Source organism: Halorhodospira sp. 9621, from assembly GCF_022228055.1.
GTDB classification, from domain to species: domain Bacteria; phylum Pseudomonadota; class Gammaproteobacteria; order Nitrococcales; family Halorhodospiraceae; genus Halorhodospira; species Halorhodospira halophila_A.
Genome location: NZ_JAJNRD010000007.1, coordinates 22,868 through 39,380, shown reverse-complemented (window position 1 = coordinate 39,380; position 16,513 = coordinate 22,868). Strand labels below are relative to the sequence as shown.

Sequence of the window (16,513 nt, the reverse complement as noted above, 5' to 3'; positions counted from 1 at the left end):
AGGGTTACGGTCGCGATACCCCTGATTCTACCGCGTGATGGGCGGGTGGGCATCCGTTGACCATCCCTGGGCCTGGCTCCTCGGTCCGTGCGGGGGGGAGACCAGGCTCGACGCCGAGGGTCTGCCGCTGGCGGCCGTGCCTGGCGGGGCCGCCAGCGGTGCTCCGGTGCGGGCGTGCAGCCGGTCAGGGAGGGTCCCGGGGCGCCAGGCGCACCAGCAGTGCCTCGAGATCGGACCGGCGGGCCGGCTTGGTGAGGAATTCGTCGCAACCGGCCTCGAAGCCCTGCTGCTCCACCTCGCTGCGCGCGTGGGCCGTGAAAAGGGCGATCGGGACCGGGGGCGCGTCCCGGCCCTCGGCCTCCTCGTCGCGGATTGCCCGCGTCAGCCGCAGGCCGTCGAGACCGGGCATCTGCAGGTCGAGCAGGAGGAGGTCGAAGGGGTGTTGGCGCCAGGTGCGCAGCGCGCTCGCGCCGTCCTCGACTACGGTGACCCGGGCCTCCATCCGTTCCAGAAGGGTCTGCGCCAGCATGGCGTTGGTCGGTTCGTCCTCGGCGACCAGGATGCGTAGACCGGGCGGGGGGCGCTCCGTCGTCTCTGTCGGCGGGCGCTGCGCCCGGGAGGCGCGCCGGTCGTCCAGCGCCTCCAGCGGGGTGGTCAGGGTGAAGGTCGATCCCCGGCCTTCGACGCTGTGCAGGTGGAGGTCGCCGCCGATCATCTGCGCGACTTCCCGGGTAATGGCCAGCCCGAGCCCGTGCCCCGGTTGCTCGCCTTCGTAGTCGCCCCGATCGAAGGCCGCGAAAACTTGGTCTCGCGTCGCCGCGGGAATGCCGGGGCCGGTGTCCTCGATGGCAAAGGCCAGCTGTTCGCCCTCGGGGCGGGCCGTCACGGTGACCCCGCCGGCCGTGGTGTACTTGACGGCGTTATCGATGAGGTTGGAGAGCGCCTGTTCCAGTCGCGTCCGGTCGCCCCGCACCCAGCGCGGGAGCCCGGCATCGACTCGGCAGATCAGATCGATGCCCTTCGCTCGCGCGGTCGGCCGATAGAGGGCGCATTGCCCCTCGATCAGCGAGGGGAGGTCCAGCGGTTCGGTATGCGCCTGTAGGCGGCCACTCTGCAGCTGGCTGAGCTCCAGCAGCGAGTCGATCAGCCCGTGCAGTCGTTCGCCGCCGCGCTGGCAGTATTCGGCGTAGCGCCTGCGCTCCTCCGCCGTGAGGTCCGTCTCGGCGAGCAGCTGGGAGAACCCCATCAGCGCGTTCAGCGGGGTGCGCAGATCGTGGCTGATGGCGTTCAGGAAGTCGCTCTTGGCGCGCAGGGCCTGCTCCAGCTGCTGCTCCACCCACTTCTGATCGCTGATGTCGAAGGTCACGCTCAGGGTGGCGATGAGGTTGTTGTCGCTATCGGTGATCGGGTGGACCGAGAAGACCGCCGGGAAGGTGGTGCCGTCGCTGCGCAGCAGCTCCATCTCGCGGCGCACCGGGGTGGAATCGTGGCGGAGGTGCTCGATGATGGCCTCCGGGTGGAAGCGGTCCTCGGGGAGGTGGACCAGCGAGACCGGCCGGCCGACCAACTCGTGGCGGGCATACCCGAAGAGCGCCTCGGTGCCGGTGCTCGTCTCCTCGATGATCCCCTCCAGGTCCGTCTTGATCAGGCTGACCGAGGTGGCCGCCTGGAAGATGGCTTCGAGCTCGCGCTGCCGGTGCTCCAGCTGCCGGCGCAGCCGCTGCTCGTTCTCGCGGTGACGCAGCTCGAGCTGCGCGATGAGCAGATCGGCCAGATCCTCCAGCGGGATCAGCTCCTCCTTGCTGATCGTGCGCGGTTCGCGGTCCTGGATGCAGAGGACCCCGACGGGTTGCCCGGCGGGCGTGACCAGTGGGGCACCCGCGTAGAAGCGGATGCCGGGAGGGCCGGTGACGAGCGGATTGTCGTGGAAGCGCGGATCGGTGCGCGCGTCCTCGACCACCAGCAGCCCCCCTTCCGCGATGACGTGACCGCAGAACGAGATGGAGCGGGGGGTTTCGCAGTCTTCTAGGCCGCGGGCCGACTTGAACCACTGCCGGTCGCGGTCGACGAAGGAGACCGCGGCGATGGGTACGTCGTAGATTCGGCAGAGGGTGCGGACACAGCGATCGAAGGCCGCCTCGGCCTCGGTGTCGAGGATGCGGTAGCTGTACAGTGCCGCCAGCCGGATGTGTTCGTCATCGGGAATCGGGGCGGACTTCATGGCGCCTCCCTGGGGCGGCCGGTTCGGCTTGGACGGGGAGCACGGGCCGATACGGCTTCCAGGCCCCGGGTCCAGTTCTGCTCAGCATTACCCGCTTCGGGGCGGGGTTTCAAGTGGCCGTGGCACGCGAGCCCCGGCCCTCGCCATTGCCTGCAGAAACAAGGGGGTTGACGCCGGCGGCGATGCCTGTAGAATGCGCACCCGTAACGACACAGCGGGTGTAGCTCAGTGGTAGAGCACAACCTTGCCAAGGTTGGGGTCGTGGGTTCGAATCCCATCACCCGCTCCATCTCCCCTCCCTTTTCCGTTGTTTCCTGCTTCATGGCGCAGTGAATCGCGCCGAGTCCGAGTGGCCCGTCCCTCGCCACGGGCCACCTCCGCGTCTTGTCCGTCAACACATTACCGCTCTGCGTCGCGGTGTGCCGTGCGTACAAACTCGGTGTGCTCGCAGCCCGGGCACGGCGGGATGTGGCCGGGGCGCTGCAGCGTGATGGTGCGCCCGCAGGCGATGCACGCCAGTTCGCCGGGGCCGGCGATCTCGTCGGTGTGGTAGAGGCTGGGCTCGCCGGTGGTTACGAATCCGCGCAGTTCCATGCTGGTGCGGTCGGCCACCGAGGAAAAGGCGTCCCACAGCCAGCTCTCCAGCATCTGTAGGTCCATGCGCAGCCAGTCGCGCAGCGGGTGGTCGTGGCTGCGGTCGGCCAGCCAGGCGCCCGCCTCCTCCAGGTCGCGCTGCAGGGCGTCGCCCACCCGGTCGGCGTCGGCGCGGGGCAGTTCGCCGTCGGCGACCATGGCTCGCTTGACCTCCTCCAGGGCTTGGGCCAGGCGCGGGCCGCCATCCTCGCAGCTGGCGAAGCGCTCGCGCAGGCGGGTGAGCATGCGCTCGTAGCTGGTGGGCAGGTGGCCCGCCTGGTGTTCCGGGTCGGACTTTTTGCTCATGCGGCCTCCGTGTCGGGTCGATGCCATCGCACCTCGGGTACTGGGTACCAAGGTACTAGCAACGCCGACCGATGTGCAGATTGCTTGCCGGATGCGAGCCTGCCCGGCGGATCCGGGGGCCGCGCAACTAGAACCCCGGGACGTGGCTCCGTTATCCTGCACGGCTCACCTGCCCGGGAAAGCGACAGACACCGATGGACAACCAGTACCGACCGAAAGAGATCGAAGCCGAGGCCCAGGCCTACTGGGAGCAGCAGCAGACCTTCAGGGCGCGCGAGGACACCGGACGCCCCAAGTACTACTGCCTGTCGATGTTCCCGTACCCCAGCGGACGGCTGCACATGGGCCACGTACGCAACTACACCATCGGCGACGTGGTCAGCCGGTATAAGCGCATGCAGGGCTACAACGTCCTCCAGCCCATGGGCTGGGACGCCTTCGGACTGCCCGCCGAGAACGCCGCCATGGAGCGCGGGGTGCCACCGGCAGCGTGGACCCGCGAGAACATCGCCGCCATGCGCGAGCAGCTCAAGGGGCTCGGCTTTGGGTACGACTGGTCCCGCGAGCTGGCCACTTGCGATCCCGACTACTACCGCTGGGAGCAGTGGCTGTTCACGCGGCTCTACCGCAAGGGGCTGGTCTACCGCGATACCGCGGCGGTGAACTGGGACCCGGTGGATCAGACCGTGCTCGCCAACGAGCAGGTGATCGAGGGGCGGGGCTGGCGCTCCGGGGCCCTGGTCGAGCGGCGCGAGATCCCGCAGTGGTTCCTGCGTATCACCGACTACGCCGACGAGCTGCTCGAGGCGCTCGATGAGCTCGAAGGGTGGCCCGAGCAGGTGCGCAATATGCAGCGCAACTGGATTGGCCGTTCCGAGGGCGTCGAGCTGAGTTTCGATCTGGCCGGTCGCGACGAGCAGCTGACCGTCTTTACCACGCGCCCGGACACCCTCTACGGGGTCACCTATATGGGCCTGGCGCCGGAGCATCCGATCAGCCTGGAGCTGTCCGAGGGCAACCCGGCCATCGCCGAGCTGGTTGACGAAGCCCGCTCGGGCGGCACGGCGGAGGCCGATCTGGCCACCCGCGAGAAGCGCGGCGCCGACACCGGGCTCGAGGCCGTGCATCCGCTCACCGGTGAGCGGATCCCGGTCTGGGTTGCCAACTTCGTGCTCATGGAGTACGGGTCCGGCGCGGTCATGGCGGTGCCCGCCCACGATCAGCGTGACTGGGAGTTCGCCAGCGCCTATGGGCTGCCCATCCGGCCCGTCGTGCACCCGGCCGACGGCAGCGAGCTGGACATCTCCGCCGGTGCCTTCAGCGACTACGGCGTGTTGGCCGACTCCGGCCCGTTCAGCGGCATGCCCTCTGATCGCGCCTTCGTGGCCATCGCCGAGCGCCTCGAGGGCGAGGGGCGGGGCCAGCGTCGGGTGCAGTACCGCCTGCGCGACTGGGGTGTGTCGCGGCAGCGCTACTGGGGCGCCCCGATCCCCATGATCCACTGTGCCGACTGTGGCCCGGTCCCCGTTCCCGACGATCAGCTGCCGGTGACGCTGCCCGAGGACGTGGCGATCAGCGGTAGCGGCTCGCCGATCAAGTCCATGCCGTCGTTCTACGAGACCACCTGCCCCGAGTGTGGCGGTGCGGCGCAGCGTGAGACGGACACCTTCGACACCTTCATGGAGTCGTCCTGGTACTTCGCCCGCTTCGCCTGCGCCGATCAGGACAGCGCCATGCTCGACGAGCGGGCGGACCACTGGGCCCCGGTGGATCAGTACATCGGTGGGATCGAGCACGCCGTTCTGCATCTGCTTTACGCGCGTTTCTACCACAAGGTGCTGCGCGACGAGGGGCTGGTCAGCTCCGATGAGCCGTTTACCCGGCTGCTCACCCAGGGCATGGTGCTCAAGGACGGGACCAAGATGTCCAAGTCCAAGGGCAATACCGTCGACCCCCAAGAGCTCGTCGAACGTTTCGGCGCCGATACCGTGCGCCTGTTCACCATGTTCGCGGCGCCGCCGGATCAGTCCCTGGAGTGGTCGGATTCCGGGGTCGAGGGCGCTTACCGCTTCCTGCGCCGCCTCCATGGCCTGGTGCGCGATCACGTCGCACGCGGTTCGGCGCCGGCGCTGGATCCGCAGGCGCTCAGCGACCCCCAGCGCGATTTGCGGCGCAAGGTTCACGAGACCATCGCCAAGGCCTCCGATGACATCGGCAAGCGCTTCACCTTCAATACCGCCATCGCGGCGGTGATGGAGCTGTGCAACGCCTTGGGCAAGGCCGGGGACGACAGCGACGCTGGCCGTGCGGTGATGCAGGAGGGGCTGGAGGCAGCCGTGCTGATCCTGGCGCCGATCACCCCGCACCTTTGCCACCACCTGTGGTTCGAGCTCGGCCATACGGCCCCGGTGGTCGAGGCCGCCTGGCCCGAGGCGGACGAGCAGGCGCTGGTCCGTGACGAGGTGGAGCTGGTGGTCCAGGTTAACGGCAAGCTTCGCGGCCACGTCACCCTGCCCGCCGACGCCGATGAGCAGCAGGCCCGGGAGGCGGCGCTGGCCGAGCACAACGTGCAGCGCTTCGTGGCCGACAAGGAGATCAGGAAGGTGGTCTTCGTCCCCGGCAAGCTCATCAACGTGGTGGCCAAGTAGCGGCCTTCCGCCGCCAGGGGGTGCGGATGCGATTATCGTGGCGGAACCGGTCCCAGGGGGTGGTCGGGCTGCTGGGCGTGGCAGTACTGGCCCTGGCGCTGAGCGCCTGCGGCTGGCAGCTGCGTGGCGCCCCGGGCGGGATCTCGCTGGACGACCGGGTCATTCAGGTGGTGGACGAGGCGGGTAGCAGCGAGCTGCGCCGCGAGGTGCGCCGCGCCATCGAGGGGGGCGGCGGGCAGTACACCGAGAGCGCCGCCGGTGCCGAGTGGGTGCTGACCCTGCACGGTCGGGGCAGCAGCCGCGACACCGCCTCGGTCGGGGCCGGCGGTGATGTGCTCGACTACCGGCTGACCTACACCATCGACTACAGCGTGGTCGATGCCGAGGGCGAGACGCGAATCCAGCGCACCTCGTTGGATGCCCAGCGCACCTTTGCCGATCCGGACGGCGGGGCCGACGAGCGCCGGGCCCGCGAGGCGGAGTTGGAGGAGGAGCTGCGAGCCGACGCCGTGCGCTTGCTGATGCTGCGGCTCCAGGCTCTGCGCTGATGGCCGAGCGGCCGGAGACCCTGCATCGCCAGCTCGAGCGCGGGGTGCTGCCCCGGGTCTGCTTCATCGCCGGGGAGGAGCCGCTGCTCCAGCGCGAAGCCGCCGACGCCGTGCGCCGTGCGGCCCGCGAGGCCGGGCACGCCGAGCGCGAGGTGCTCGATGTCGATGCCGGGTTCGACTGGGGGCGGCTGACCGAGGCTGCGGGCAGCCTGTCGCTGTTCGGCGATCGCCGCCTCCTGGAGGTGCGCATGCCCGGCGGCAAGCCCGGGCGCGACGGGGCCGAGGCCCTCAAGTCCTACTGCCGCGACGCCCCGGAGGACACCGTCTTGCTGGTGACCAGTGGCCGCCTGGAGCGTTCGGCCCGGGAGGCGGCGTGGGCGCGGGCGCTGGCCGGGGCCGGCATCTTTGTCTACTGCTGGCCGGTGCCGGGCCGCGACATGCCGCGCTGGGTGGCCGAGCGGCTGCGCCGCGCCGGGCTGCAGGCGGACCCCGAGGCGGCGGCGCTCATCGCCGAGCGCTCCGAGGGCAACCTGCTGGCTGCGGACCAGGCGGTGGAGAAGCTGCGCCTGCTCGTCGGCAGCGGGGGCGGTGTGGATGTCGAGACGGCCGCCGGGGCCCTGGCCGACAGCGCCCGCTATACCGTGGACGATCTGGCCGACGCTGCCCTGGACGGGGAGTGGACGCGGGCGCTGCGCGTTCTGGCCGCGCTGGAGGAGGAGGGCGTGCAGCCTCCGCTGATCCTCTGGGCCCTGGCCCGGGATATCCGTGTGGCGGCACGGCTGGCGGCCGGCGCCGACGAGGGCGTGCTGCAGCGCGAGCGGATCTGGAAGCGCCGGGCCGCGCGGTTGCGCAATGCCGCCCGCCGGCGCCCGGTGGCCACCTGGCGGCAGTTGCTGCAGCGCTGCCACCGGGTGGATCGGGCGATCAAGGGGCTCCCGCCGGGGGAGCCGTGGGAGCAGCTGCGGGCCCTGGTCTCTCGCCTGGCGCGTGCCATGGCAAAATAGTGCCGGAAGGTACACCCTGTTCCTGATCGAGGCCATTTGAGCAAACCCGATGAGTGCAGAGCAGTCGAGCGACATCACCGAGACCATCCGGCGGGTCGGGCAGCAGGCCCGGGCGGCCGGGCGTGCCCTGGCACGTTCCGGCACCGGGGCGCGTAACAGCGCCCTGGCAGCCATTGCCGCCCGCATCGAGGCGGGTGCCGAGGCCATCGCCGCGGCCAACGCCGCGGACCTGGACGCTGCCCGCGAGGCCGGGCTCGATCCGGCCCTGATCGACCGCATGGAGCTGACCCCGGGGCGCATCCAGGGTATGGCCGACGGGTTGCGCGAGATCGCCGGGCTGCCGGACCCGGTTGGCGCGGTGCGCGAACTCTCCGCGCGGCCCTCGGGGATCCAGGTCGGCCGCATGCGCATGCCCATCGGGGTGATCGGCATCATCTACGAGTCTCGTCCCAACGTCACCGCCGATGCCGCCGGGCTGTGCATCAAGTCGGGCAACGCCACCATCCTGCGCGGCGGCTCCGAGGCGATCCGTTCCAATCGGGCCATCGCCGAGCAGATCCGCGCCGGGCTGGAAGATGCCGGGCTGCCCGGCGACGGCGTCCAGGTGGTCGCGACCACGGATCGGGATGCCGTCGGCGCCCTGATCCAGATGCCCGAGTCGGTGGACGTGATCGTCCCGCGCGGCGGCAAGGGCCTGGTCGAGCGCATCGCGCGCGAGGCGCGGGTGCCGGTGATCAAGCACCTCGATGGGGTCTGTCACGTCTACATCGACGGGGCGGCCGATACCGACAAGGCAGTGGCCATCGCCGTCAATGCCAAGACGCAGCGCCTGGGCACCTGCAACACGATGGAGACGCTGCTGGTGGACGAGGCCGCCGCCGGGCGCGTCCTCCCGGAGATCGGCCGCCAGTTGCGCGAGGCCGGGATCGAGGTGCGCGGCTGCCAGCGCACCCGGGACCGGCTCGCCGAGGCTGTACCTGCCACGGAAGCGGACTGGGCTACCGAATACCTGGGGCCGACCCTCTCGGTGCGAGTGGTGGACGGTTTCGAAGAGGCCGTGGCGCACATCGAGCGCTATAGCTCCGGGCATACCGAGGCCATCGTCACCGAGAGTTATCCGCTGGCCCAGCGCTTCCTCCGCGAGGTGGATTCCAGCTCGGTGATGGTCAATGCCTCGACCCGTTTCGCCGACGGTCAGGAGTACGGCCTCGGTGCCGAGATCGGGATCAGCACCGACAAGCTCCACGCCCGCGGCCCGGTGGGGCTGGAAGGGCTGACCACCGAGAAGTGGATCGTCCTTGGTGACGGCCACGTCCGCAGCTGACAGCGAGGTGAGTCGCCGCGTGAGACAACCGCTGCGCACCATTGGCCTGCTTGGTGGCACGTTCGACCCGATCCACTACGGTCACCTGCGCCCGGCTGAGGAGGTCCGCGAGGCGGTACAACTCTCCGAGCTGCGCCTGATCCCGGCGCGCATCCCGCCCCACCGCGCTCGCCCGCGGGTCGGGCCGGAGCAGCGGGCGGAGCTGGTGCGCCGGGCCGTGGCGGGCAATCCCAGCGCCTGTGTCGATGAGCGCGAGCTCCATCGCGACGGCCCCTCCTACACCGTCGACACGCTGGCCGAGCTCCGAGCCGAGCTGGGCGGGGTCTCGCTTTGTCTGATCCTTGGCTACGACACGTTCCTGGGCCTGCCGGGCTGGTCGCGCTGGCGGCTGCTGTTCGAGCGTGCCCACGTCGTGGTCACTGAGCGGCCCGGCGTGCGCGGCGCGCTGCCCGAAGCACTTGCCGAGGAAGTGGCCGACCGCGTCACCGAAGAGCCGGCGGGCCTGCGTCATAGCCCGGCCGGGCGCATCCTGTTCCAGGCGGTGACACCGGTGGATATCTCCGCCACGGGGATCCGCCGTTTCCTGGCCGTGGGTCGGTCCGTGCGCTATCTGCTGCCCGAGGCGGTGCGGCAGCGGGTGGTCGAGGCGGGCTGGTACGGCTATCCGCAGTTGTAAGAGGTCGTCATGGTGGTGGAAGAGCTGGAGCAACGGATCCGCGAGTCCCTCGACGGGATCAAGGCCCTGGACACGGTGGCCATTGATGTCCGCGGGCGCACGCCGGTGACCGACCTGATCGTGGTCACCACTGGCACCTCCCGTCGCCACGTGCACGCGGTGGCGCGCAGCCTGGTCGACGACGCCAAGGCCAGCGGGCTGACGCCGCTGGGCGTGGAGGGCGACGAGCCGAACTCGGAGTGGGTGCTGATCGACCTGGGTGATGCCGTGGTCCACGTCATGACCCGGGAGAGCCGCGATTTCTACCGGCTTGAGCGCATGTGGGAGATGGACGAGGCGTGCGCCTCCACCTCGTCGCAGTAGGCCAGAAGCCGCCGCGCTGGGTGCGGGACGGTTTCGAGGACTACGCCCGGCGCCTGGGCAGGGGGTGGCGTCTGGAACTGCACGAGGTCAGTGCCGGCGGGCGCGGCAACGACGACCCCCACGCCCGCGAGCGCGAGGGCGAGCGGCTACTCCGGGCGCTGCCGTCGCGGGCGGTCTGCGTGGCCCTGGACGAGGCCGGCAAGCCCCGCGACACCCGGCAGTGGGCGCGCAGCCTGGAGCGCTGGAGCCACGAGGGTGGCGAGGCAGCCTTCGTCATCGGCGGCGCCGACGGGCTGAGTGAGGCGGTCCGCGAGCGCGCCGATGCCTGTTGGTCGCTGTCGCCGCTGACCCTTCCGCACATGCTGGTGCGGGTGCTGGTCGCCGAGCAGGTCTACCGCGCCTGGACGCTGCTCAGCGGGCATCCGTATCATCGAACCTGAGCGCACCGCCACAAGGTCTAGGGAAATGGAGCCTTACATCATCCTCGCATCCGGGTCGCCCCGCCGGCGCGAATTGCTCGAGCGCATTGGTATCGGGTATCACACGCTGCCGGTCGCCGTCGACGAAACCCCGGAGCCCGGTGAGGGCGCCGAGATGTTCGTCCTGCGCATGGCCCTGGAGAAGGCCCGGCGCGGCTACGCCGCTGCTGAGCAAAAGGCGCCGGCGCTCGGCGCGGATACCGCGGTGGTCCTCGACGGTGAGATCCTTGGCAAGCCCGCCAGCGAGGCCGACGCCCACGGTATGCTCGAGCGCCTGTCGGGGCAGACCCACCGGGTGGTGACCGGGGTGGCGCTGGTCGACGATCGCGAGGCCACCCGGCTGTCGGTCAGCCAGGTGACCCTGCGCGAGATCACCGCCGAGGAGCGGGCCCGCTACTGGGCCAGCGGCGAGCCGGTGGACAAGGCGGGGGCCTACGCCATCCAGGGCCGGGGCGGGGTCTTCGTCGAACACCTGGAGGGTAGTTACACCGGGGTCATGGGGCTGCCGCTCTACGAGACCACGCTGCTGCTCGACAAGCTCGAGATCCCCTGGCGCGAGCGCTGGTAGGGGGCGCGTGAGCCAGGAGATCCTCATCAACCTCACCCCCCGCGAGACGCGGGTGGCCCTGGTCGAGAACGGCGTCCTTCAGGAGGTCCACCTGGAGCGGGCCCGCCGCCGCGGGCTGGTGGGCAACATCTACCTGGGCCAGGTGCGCCGCGTGCTGCCCGGTATGCAGGCAGCCTTCGTGGATGCCGGGCTGGAGCGCACCGCCTTCCTGCACGTCTCGGATCTGCAGCGCGAATCCGGCGGACCCCCACCCCCCATCGACCGGCTGCTGCGCGAGCAGCAGGCGCTGCTGGTGCAGGTCATCAAGGACCCGATCGGCAACAAGGGGGCCCGGCTCACCACGCAGATCACCGTGCCCTCGCGCTACCTGGTCCTGACCCCGCACTCCGCGGGCGTGGGCATTTCGGCGCGGATCGAGGAGGAGGCCGAGCGCGAGCGGCTGCGTGCGGTGGCTCAGGGGTTCGACGCCGAGCGCGGGGAGGCCGGGCTGATCTTCCGCACCGCGGCCGAGGGGGCCGCGGACGAGGCGCTGAGCGCCGACCACGACTTCCTCGTGCGGCTCTGGGAGAGCATCCGCCGGCGCGCCGGCGAGGCGCAGCCCGGGACCCTGGTCCACGAGGATCTGCCCCTGCTGCTGCGTGCCCTGCGGGATCTGGCCACCCGGGACTTGGAGCGGGTTCGGGTGGACTCCCGCGAGGGTTACCTTCGCCTGCGTGACTTCTGCAAGGACCTGCTGCCCCATGTTGCCGAGCGGGTGGAGCTTTACGCCGGCGAGCGGCCGATCTTCGATCTCTACGGGGTTGAAGAGGAGATCGAGCGCGCTCTGTCGCGCCGTGTGGATCTCAAGTCCGGCGGGCATCTGATCATCGATCAGACCGAGGCGATGACCACCATCGATGTGAACACCGGTGGTTTCGTCGGCAATCGCAACGTCGATGAGACCATCTTCAAGACCAACCTGGAGGCCGCCCAGGCCATCGCCCGGCAGCTGCGCCTGCGCAACCTCGGCGGCATCATCATCGTCGACTTCATCGACATGACCGACGCCGAGCACCGCCGCCAGGTTCTGCGTGCCCTGGAAAAGGCCCTCGAGCGGGATCACGCCAAGACGCAGATCGGTGCCGTCTCCTCGCTGGGGCTGGTGGAGATGACCCGCAAGCGGACGCGGGAGAGCCTCGAGCAGGTGACCTGCGAGCCGTGTCCGACCTGCGGTGGCCGGGGTACGGTGAAGAGCGCCGAAACGGTGGTCTACGAGATCTTCCGCGAGATCCTGCGCGAGGTGCGCCAGTTCGAGTCGCAGCGGGTGATCGTGCTGGCCGCGCCGTCGGTCGTTGAGGTGCTACTCGACGAGGAATCCACCAGCCTGGCGCAGCTTGAGGAGTTCATCGAGCGACCCATCGAGCTGCAGGTCGAGTCCCTCTACGTGGCCGACCAGTACGACGTCATTCCCGTATAATCCGTCGTTATGGTTGCCCTGATGCGCCGCTTCGGCCCGCGCGTGCTGCGCGGCCTGCGCCTGGTGCTGCTGGCGGCGCTGTTCGGCGCTGCAGCACTGCGTCTGGCCGTCTGGCTGGCCCCCAACTTGAACGCGCCGGTGGAACGGTTGGCTGCCGAGGCCCTCGGGGCGCCGGTGGCCGTGGACAGTGCTGATCTGGTCTGGCGCGGCCTGTGGCCGGGGATCGAGCTGACCGGTGTGCGGGTCGGGGACGAGGCGCCGATCACCCTGGAGCGGACCACGCTGACCCCTGCGCCGCTGGAGAGCCTGCGTGCCGGCGCGCTCCGGTGGGCCGCCGTGTCGGCGGCGGGGTTGCGCGTCACCGTGGAGGCGGACCGGCATGGCTGGTCCGTGCCGGGGCTGGGGGACGGGGTGCAGCAAGGGGCGGCGGCGCTGGACCTGCGGGCGGTCCCGCGGCGTGTGGCGTTGCGCGATGCCGCCGTGGAGCTGATCCCCCGCCGGGGTACGGCCGGGGAGCGTGTCCGTTTCGAGCTGGCCGGACGCCGCGACGCCGAGGCGCTGGAGTTCGGCCTGCGCAGCGCCGGGGACGAGGCTGGGCCGGGCCGGGGGCTGCAGCTGGCCGCCCGGTTGCCCTTGCAGGCGCCCGCCGCGGCGACCGTTTATGCGGCGTTTGACGGGGTCGCCGTGGCTCCCTGGGCAGCCGTCCTGACCGATACGCGTGCCTCCGGGATCCTCGACGGTCGGCTCTGGCTGGAGCTGGCCGACGGCCGGGCCGATGCTCTCCACGGCAATCTGCGCGGTCGTGACCTGGGCATGGAGCCGCGGCGGCCGGCGCCGGGAGTCGACAACCTGGCCGCCGAGGCGCGCTTTGCCGGGCGGGACTGGACCGCTGAACTGGCCGCGGCCGAGACGGCGCTCGAGCTGCCCTGGTTGTTCCGGGAGGATGTCGCCGTGGGCCGGGCCCGGGCAGTGCTCGGCGGTAGCTGGCAGCCCGACGGGCGCTGGTCCGTCGAGCTGCCGCGGGTGTTTGTCGAGAACGCCGATACCCGCGCCAGCGGGCGCGGGTCGCTCACCGGCGGCGATGGTGACACCCCGCGGTTGTTCTTGCGCGCCAGCGCCGATGAAATCCCCATCGAGCGGGTGCCCGCCTACGTGCCGGCCGGGGTCACGCCACCGGAGGTGGTCGAGTGGCTGGAGGACGGCCTGCTCGGCGGCACCGCCCACGGTGCCGAGCTGCTCTTCTTCGGCCGTCCCGACCGCTTCCCCTTCGACGCCGGTGACGGTGTCTTCGACGTCCGTGCCGGGGTGCGCGGTGGCCAGTTGCGTTACGACCGCGGTTGGCCGCGGCTGACCGGCATCCACGCCGACCTGCGCTTCCATAACGCCAGCATGGCCATCACCGGTCGCGGGTACACCAACGGGGTGGAACTGCGCGACGTGGCGGTGGGTATCCACGATCTGCGCGAGCCCATCCTCACCGTGCGCGGTCGAGGCGAGGGCGATGCCGGTGGTGGTCTGGGCTTCCTCGCCGGCTCTCCGCTGGGGCGCGAGTGGCTCGGCGATCCGGTGCCGCTGTACGCCAGCGGCCCGATGGCCCTCGACCTGGATCTGGCCGTGCCCCTGGAGATGGTTCACCCCGAGACGGTCCTGCTCGACGGCCGGGTGCAGCTCCACGGGGTCGATGCGGGCATCGATCGCTGGGTGCATGCCCAGGCACTGACCGGTGCCCTGAGCTTCGATGCCGCCGGCATACGCAGCGCCGGGGAGCTGACCGGCCGCTGGGGCGGCGAACCGCTGTCGATTGGGGTGCGTACCGCCACCGTGGAAGGGCGGTCGCGCATCCTCCTCGACGCCGCCGGTCATGGCACGCCAGCGAGCCTGCTCGAGGGGCTGGCCGAGGATCCGGCCTGGCTGAGCGGTGCCGCCCCGTGGTCGGTCCGTGCCCGCCTGCCAGCCTTCCAGCCGCACCTCCAGAGGCCGGAGATGAGCCTGCGGGTGCGCTCGAGCCTCGCAGGCACGCAGATGGCCCTGCCGGCACCGTTCGGGGTCGAGCGCGACGAGCGCCGCCACGTGCAGGCGGACTTGGGCTTCTCGGCCGGGGGGCTCGAGTCGTACTGGCTGAGCTACGGTGAGGAGCTGATGCGCGCCGGGGCGGCGGCGGGCGAAGACGGCCTGCCGCGGTCGCTGGCCCTGCGCTTCGGCCCCGGTGCGTTGAGGTTGCCGACCCGCGGGAGTGTCGTCGAGGGCCGGATCGACGAGCTGGACCTCGATGCCTGGCGGCGCTGGCTGATCGGGCAGGCCGGCGACGGTCTGTCCGGTCTGGGTGCGCAGGGCGCGGCCTGGCGGCCGCCGCTGCCGCTGCGTGGCCACTTGCGCGTCGGCGATCTGACCGTCGGCGCACGGGGGTACGGCGACCAGACGCTGGCGGCGGAGTGGTATGCCGATCAGCCCGGGCAGCTGGCCCTGCGCGGCGATCTGATCAGCGGTCAGGTCACCTGGGACGAGGCGTTGCGGCGGGTCCGGGCCGACCTGGATCACCTGGATCTGCCGGTGCCGCAGGCTGCCCCGGATGCCGGGCCGGACCTGGCTGACCCCCGTCCCCGCATGGCCGGGCCCGGCGCGGCGGCTTGGCCCGAGGTGGATATCGACGTGGCCAGTGTGCGTCTCGCCGGCCGCGTGGCCGGTGCCGGTCGAGTCCGGCTGCGCCCCCGCGGCGAGGTGCTGTACATGGATGAAGCCAGTATCCGCGGGCCCACGCTGCACCTGGTGACCAGCGGGGAGTGGCGGCCCACCGGAACGGCACTGCGGGGCCGGCTGCGCAGCGGCGATGTGGGGGATCTGCTCGGATTGCTGCAGGCACCGCGGGCGGTGACAGTGGCGGACGTCGACATCTCCGCCGAGCTCGGCTGGCCCCAGGCTCCGTGGGGGGTGGAGCTGGCCGATCTGGTGGGCGCGGTGCGGGTGCGCATGAACGACGGGCGCATCACCGACGTGGATCCGGGCGCCGGGCGCGTGGTGGGGCTGCTGGGGCTGCGTATGCTGCCGAGGCGGATCCTGCTCGACTTCGCCGACCTCTCCGGGCAGGGTTTTGCCTTCGATCGCATCAGCGGCCGGGTGACCGCTGCCGGTGGCTACGCCCACGTCGATGATCTGCGCATCGCCGGACCGGCGGCGCGCGTTACCATATCGGGGAACATGAATCTGGCGCAGCGTGTCTACGATAATCATGTCGTTGTCGAGCCGCGCCTCGGGGCGACGTTGCCGCTACTCGGGGCGCTGCTCGGCGGCGGGGTGGGGGCTGCCGGCGGTTTCCTGGCCGATCAACTGCTGGGCGAGGGGGTGGACCGGGCAGCGGCGGTGCGCTATCGCGTGGCGGGGCCGTGGCACGAGCCCCGCGTCATCAGGCTTGGAGTCGAGGATGCAACACAGCGCTAATCGAGCCCGAGGGCTCTCCGAGAACGGCCAGTCCCGGCGTCACAACCTGGCGGCGGTGCAGATGGCCTCGGGCCCCCACGTCGAGGCCAACCTCCAGGAGGCCGAACGGCTCATCGGCGAGGCCGCCGAGGCCGGGGCCGAGCTGGTGGTCCTGCCCGAGAACTTCGCCATCATGGGCTACCAGGACACCGACAAGCTCAAGCACGCCGAGGCCGAGGGCAACGGTCCCATCCAGGCGTTCCTAGCCGAGCAGGCCCGTCGCCACCGAATCGTGCTGGTCGGCGGCACCATCCCGCTGCAGGGCGCGACTCCTGAGCGCATCCGGCCGGCGGCGACGGTCTACGGTCCCGATGGCAGCCGCCTGGCCTGCTACGATAAGATTCATCTATTCGATGTAGAGGTGGCTCCAGGCGAGGCCTATCGGGAATCGAACACCCAGCAGCCCGGGGAGACCCCGTTGGTGGTGGAGACGCCGCTCGGGCGGCTCGGCGTGGCAGTCTGCTACGACCTGCGCTTCCCGGAGCTATTCCGCGAGCTGGCCGCCCAGGGGGCAGAGATCCTAGCGGTTCCATCGGCCTTCACCGCCGTGACCGGCGAGGCGCACTGGAGCGTGCTGGTCCGTGCCCGGGCCATCGAGAATCTCTGCTACGTGGTGGCGTCGGATCAGGGCGGCTACCACGTCAATGGCCGTGAGACCCACGGTGAGAGCATGATCGTCGACCCGTGGGGGCGCGTCATGAAGAGCCTGGAACGCGGCGCCGGGGTGATCACCGTGGAGGTGAGCCTGAGCCGCCTGCACGAGATCCGGGAGCGTTTCCCGGCCCTCCTTCACCGCAAGTTGTAGGTGACCGA

General features: G+C 70.8%; 13 protein-coding genes and 1 tRNA gene. 12 read left to right on the top strand and 2 right to left on the bottom strand.

The features are described 5' to 3' along the window. Positions 1-184: 184 nt before the first annotated feature. Positions 185-2,221, bottom strand: a complete 2,037-nt coding sequence (locus LRF89_RS05335) for a hybrid sensor histidine kinase/response regulator (RefSeq protein WP_238635069.1) — start codon at positions 2,219-2,221, stop codon at positions 185-187. A 214-nt stretch (positions 2,222-2,435) separates the two neighbouring features. Here LRF89_RS05335 and LRF89_RS05330 point away from each other — a divergent pair. Continuing rightward, positions 2,436-2,510, top strand: a tRNA-Gly gene (locus LRF89_RS05330). A gap of 110 nt (positions 2,511-2,620) precedes the next feature. On the opposite strand, the gene LRF89_RS05325 is transcribed toward LRF89_RS05330, so the two are convergent. Next, positions 2,621-3,160, bottom strand: a complete 540-nt coding sequence (locus tag LRF89_RS05325; RefSeq protein WP_201172774.1) for a zinc ribbon-containing protein — start codon at positions 3,158-3,160, stop codon at positions 2,621-2,623. A 194-nt stretch (positions 3,161-3,354) separates the two neighbouring features. On the opposite strand from LRF89_RS05325, the gene leuS reads away from it, so the two are divergent. The 11 genes from leuS to LRF89_RS05270 are packed head-to-tail and all read left to right on the top strand — an operon-like array spanning position 3,355 to position 16,505. Next, positions 3,355-5,808 (top strand): leucine--tRNA ligase, encoded by a 2,454-nt coding sequence (gene leuS, locus LRF89_RS05320; protein ID WP_201172772.1) that lies wholly within the window; start codon positions 3,355-3,357, stop codon positions 5,806-5,808. Between the two features lie 26 nt (positions 5,809-5,834). Then, on the top strand, positions 5,835-6,356 hold the full coding sequence (locus tag LRF89_RS05315; RefSeq protein WP_201172762.1) for an LPS-assembly lipoprotein LptE: 522 nt from the start codon (positions 5,835-5,837) through the stop codon (positions 6,354-6,356). Beyond that, positions 6,356-7,360, top strand: a complete 1,005-nt coding sequence (gene holA, locus LRF89_RS05310) for a DNA polymerase III subunit delta (protein WP_201172759.1) — start codon at positions 6,356-6,358, stop codon at positions 7,358-7,360. The genes LRF89_RS05315 and holA overlap by 1 nt, the downstream gene beginning before the upstream one ends. A 49-nt stretch (positions 7,361-7,409) precedes the next feature. After that, on the top strand, positions 7,410-8,684 hold the full coding sequence (locus LRF89_RS05305; protein WP_201172757.1) for a glutamate-5-semialdehyde dehydrogenase: 1,275 nt from the start codon (positions 7,410-7,412) through the stop codon (positions 8,682-8,684). 19 nt (positions 8,685-8,703) lie between these two features. After that, positions 8,704-9,360 carry a nicotinate-nucleotide adenylyltransferase gene (nadD, locus tag LRF89_RS05300; RefSeq protein ID WP_238636694.1) on the top strand — a complete coding sequence of 219 codons (657 nt, stop codon included), beginning with the start codon at positions 8,704-8,706 and terminating at the stop codon, positions 9,358-9,360. Between the two features lie 9 nt (positions 9,361-9,369). Further along, positions 9,370-9,723 (top strand): ribosome silencing factor, encoded by a 354-nt coding sequence (gene rsfS / locus LRF89_RS05295; protein ID WP_201172753.1) that lies wholly within the window; start codon positions 9,370-9,372, stop codon positions 9,721-9,723. Further along, on the top strand, positions 9,699-10,163 hold the full coding sequence (gene rlmH, locus LRF89_RS05290; protein WP_201172744.1) for a 23S rRNA (pseudouridine(1915)-N(3))-methyltransferase RlmH: 465 nt from the start codon (positions 9,699-9,701) through the stop codon (positions 10,161-10,163). The genes rsfS and rlmH overlap by 25 nt, the downstream gene beginning before the upstream one ends. A gap of 25 nt (positions 10,164-10,188) precedes the next feature. Next, entirely contained in the window at positions 10,189-10,770 is a 582-nt protein-coding gene (locus LRF89_RS05285) for a Maf family protein (protein ID WP_201172741.1), read from the top strand. Positions 10,771-10,777: 7 nt separating this feature from the next. After that, complete coding sequence (gene rng / locus LRF89_RS05280) at positions 10,778-12,226, top strand: ribonuclease G (RefSeq protein WP_201172738.1); 1,449 nt, start codon at positions 10,778-10,780, stop codon at positions 12,224-12,226. Between the two features lie 21 nt (positions 12,227-12,247). After that, positions 12,248-15,661, top strand: a complete 3,414-nt coding sequence (locus LRF89_RS05275) for a YhdP family phospholipid transporter (RefSeq protein ID WP_238635066.1) — start codon at positions 12,248-12,250, stop codon at positions 15,659-15,661. Next, positions 15,645-16,505, top strand: coding sequence for a carbon-nitrogen hydrolase family protein (locus LRF89_RS05270; RefSeq protein WP_201172726.1), 861 nt, complete (start codon positions 15,645-15,647; stop codon positions 16,503-16,505). Before LRF89_RS05275 ends, LRF89_RS05270 begins: the two co-directional genes overlap by 17 nt. Positions 16,506-16,513: the final 8 nt, after the last annotated feature.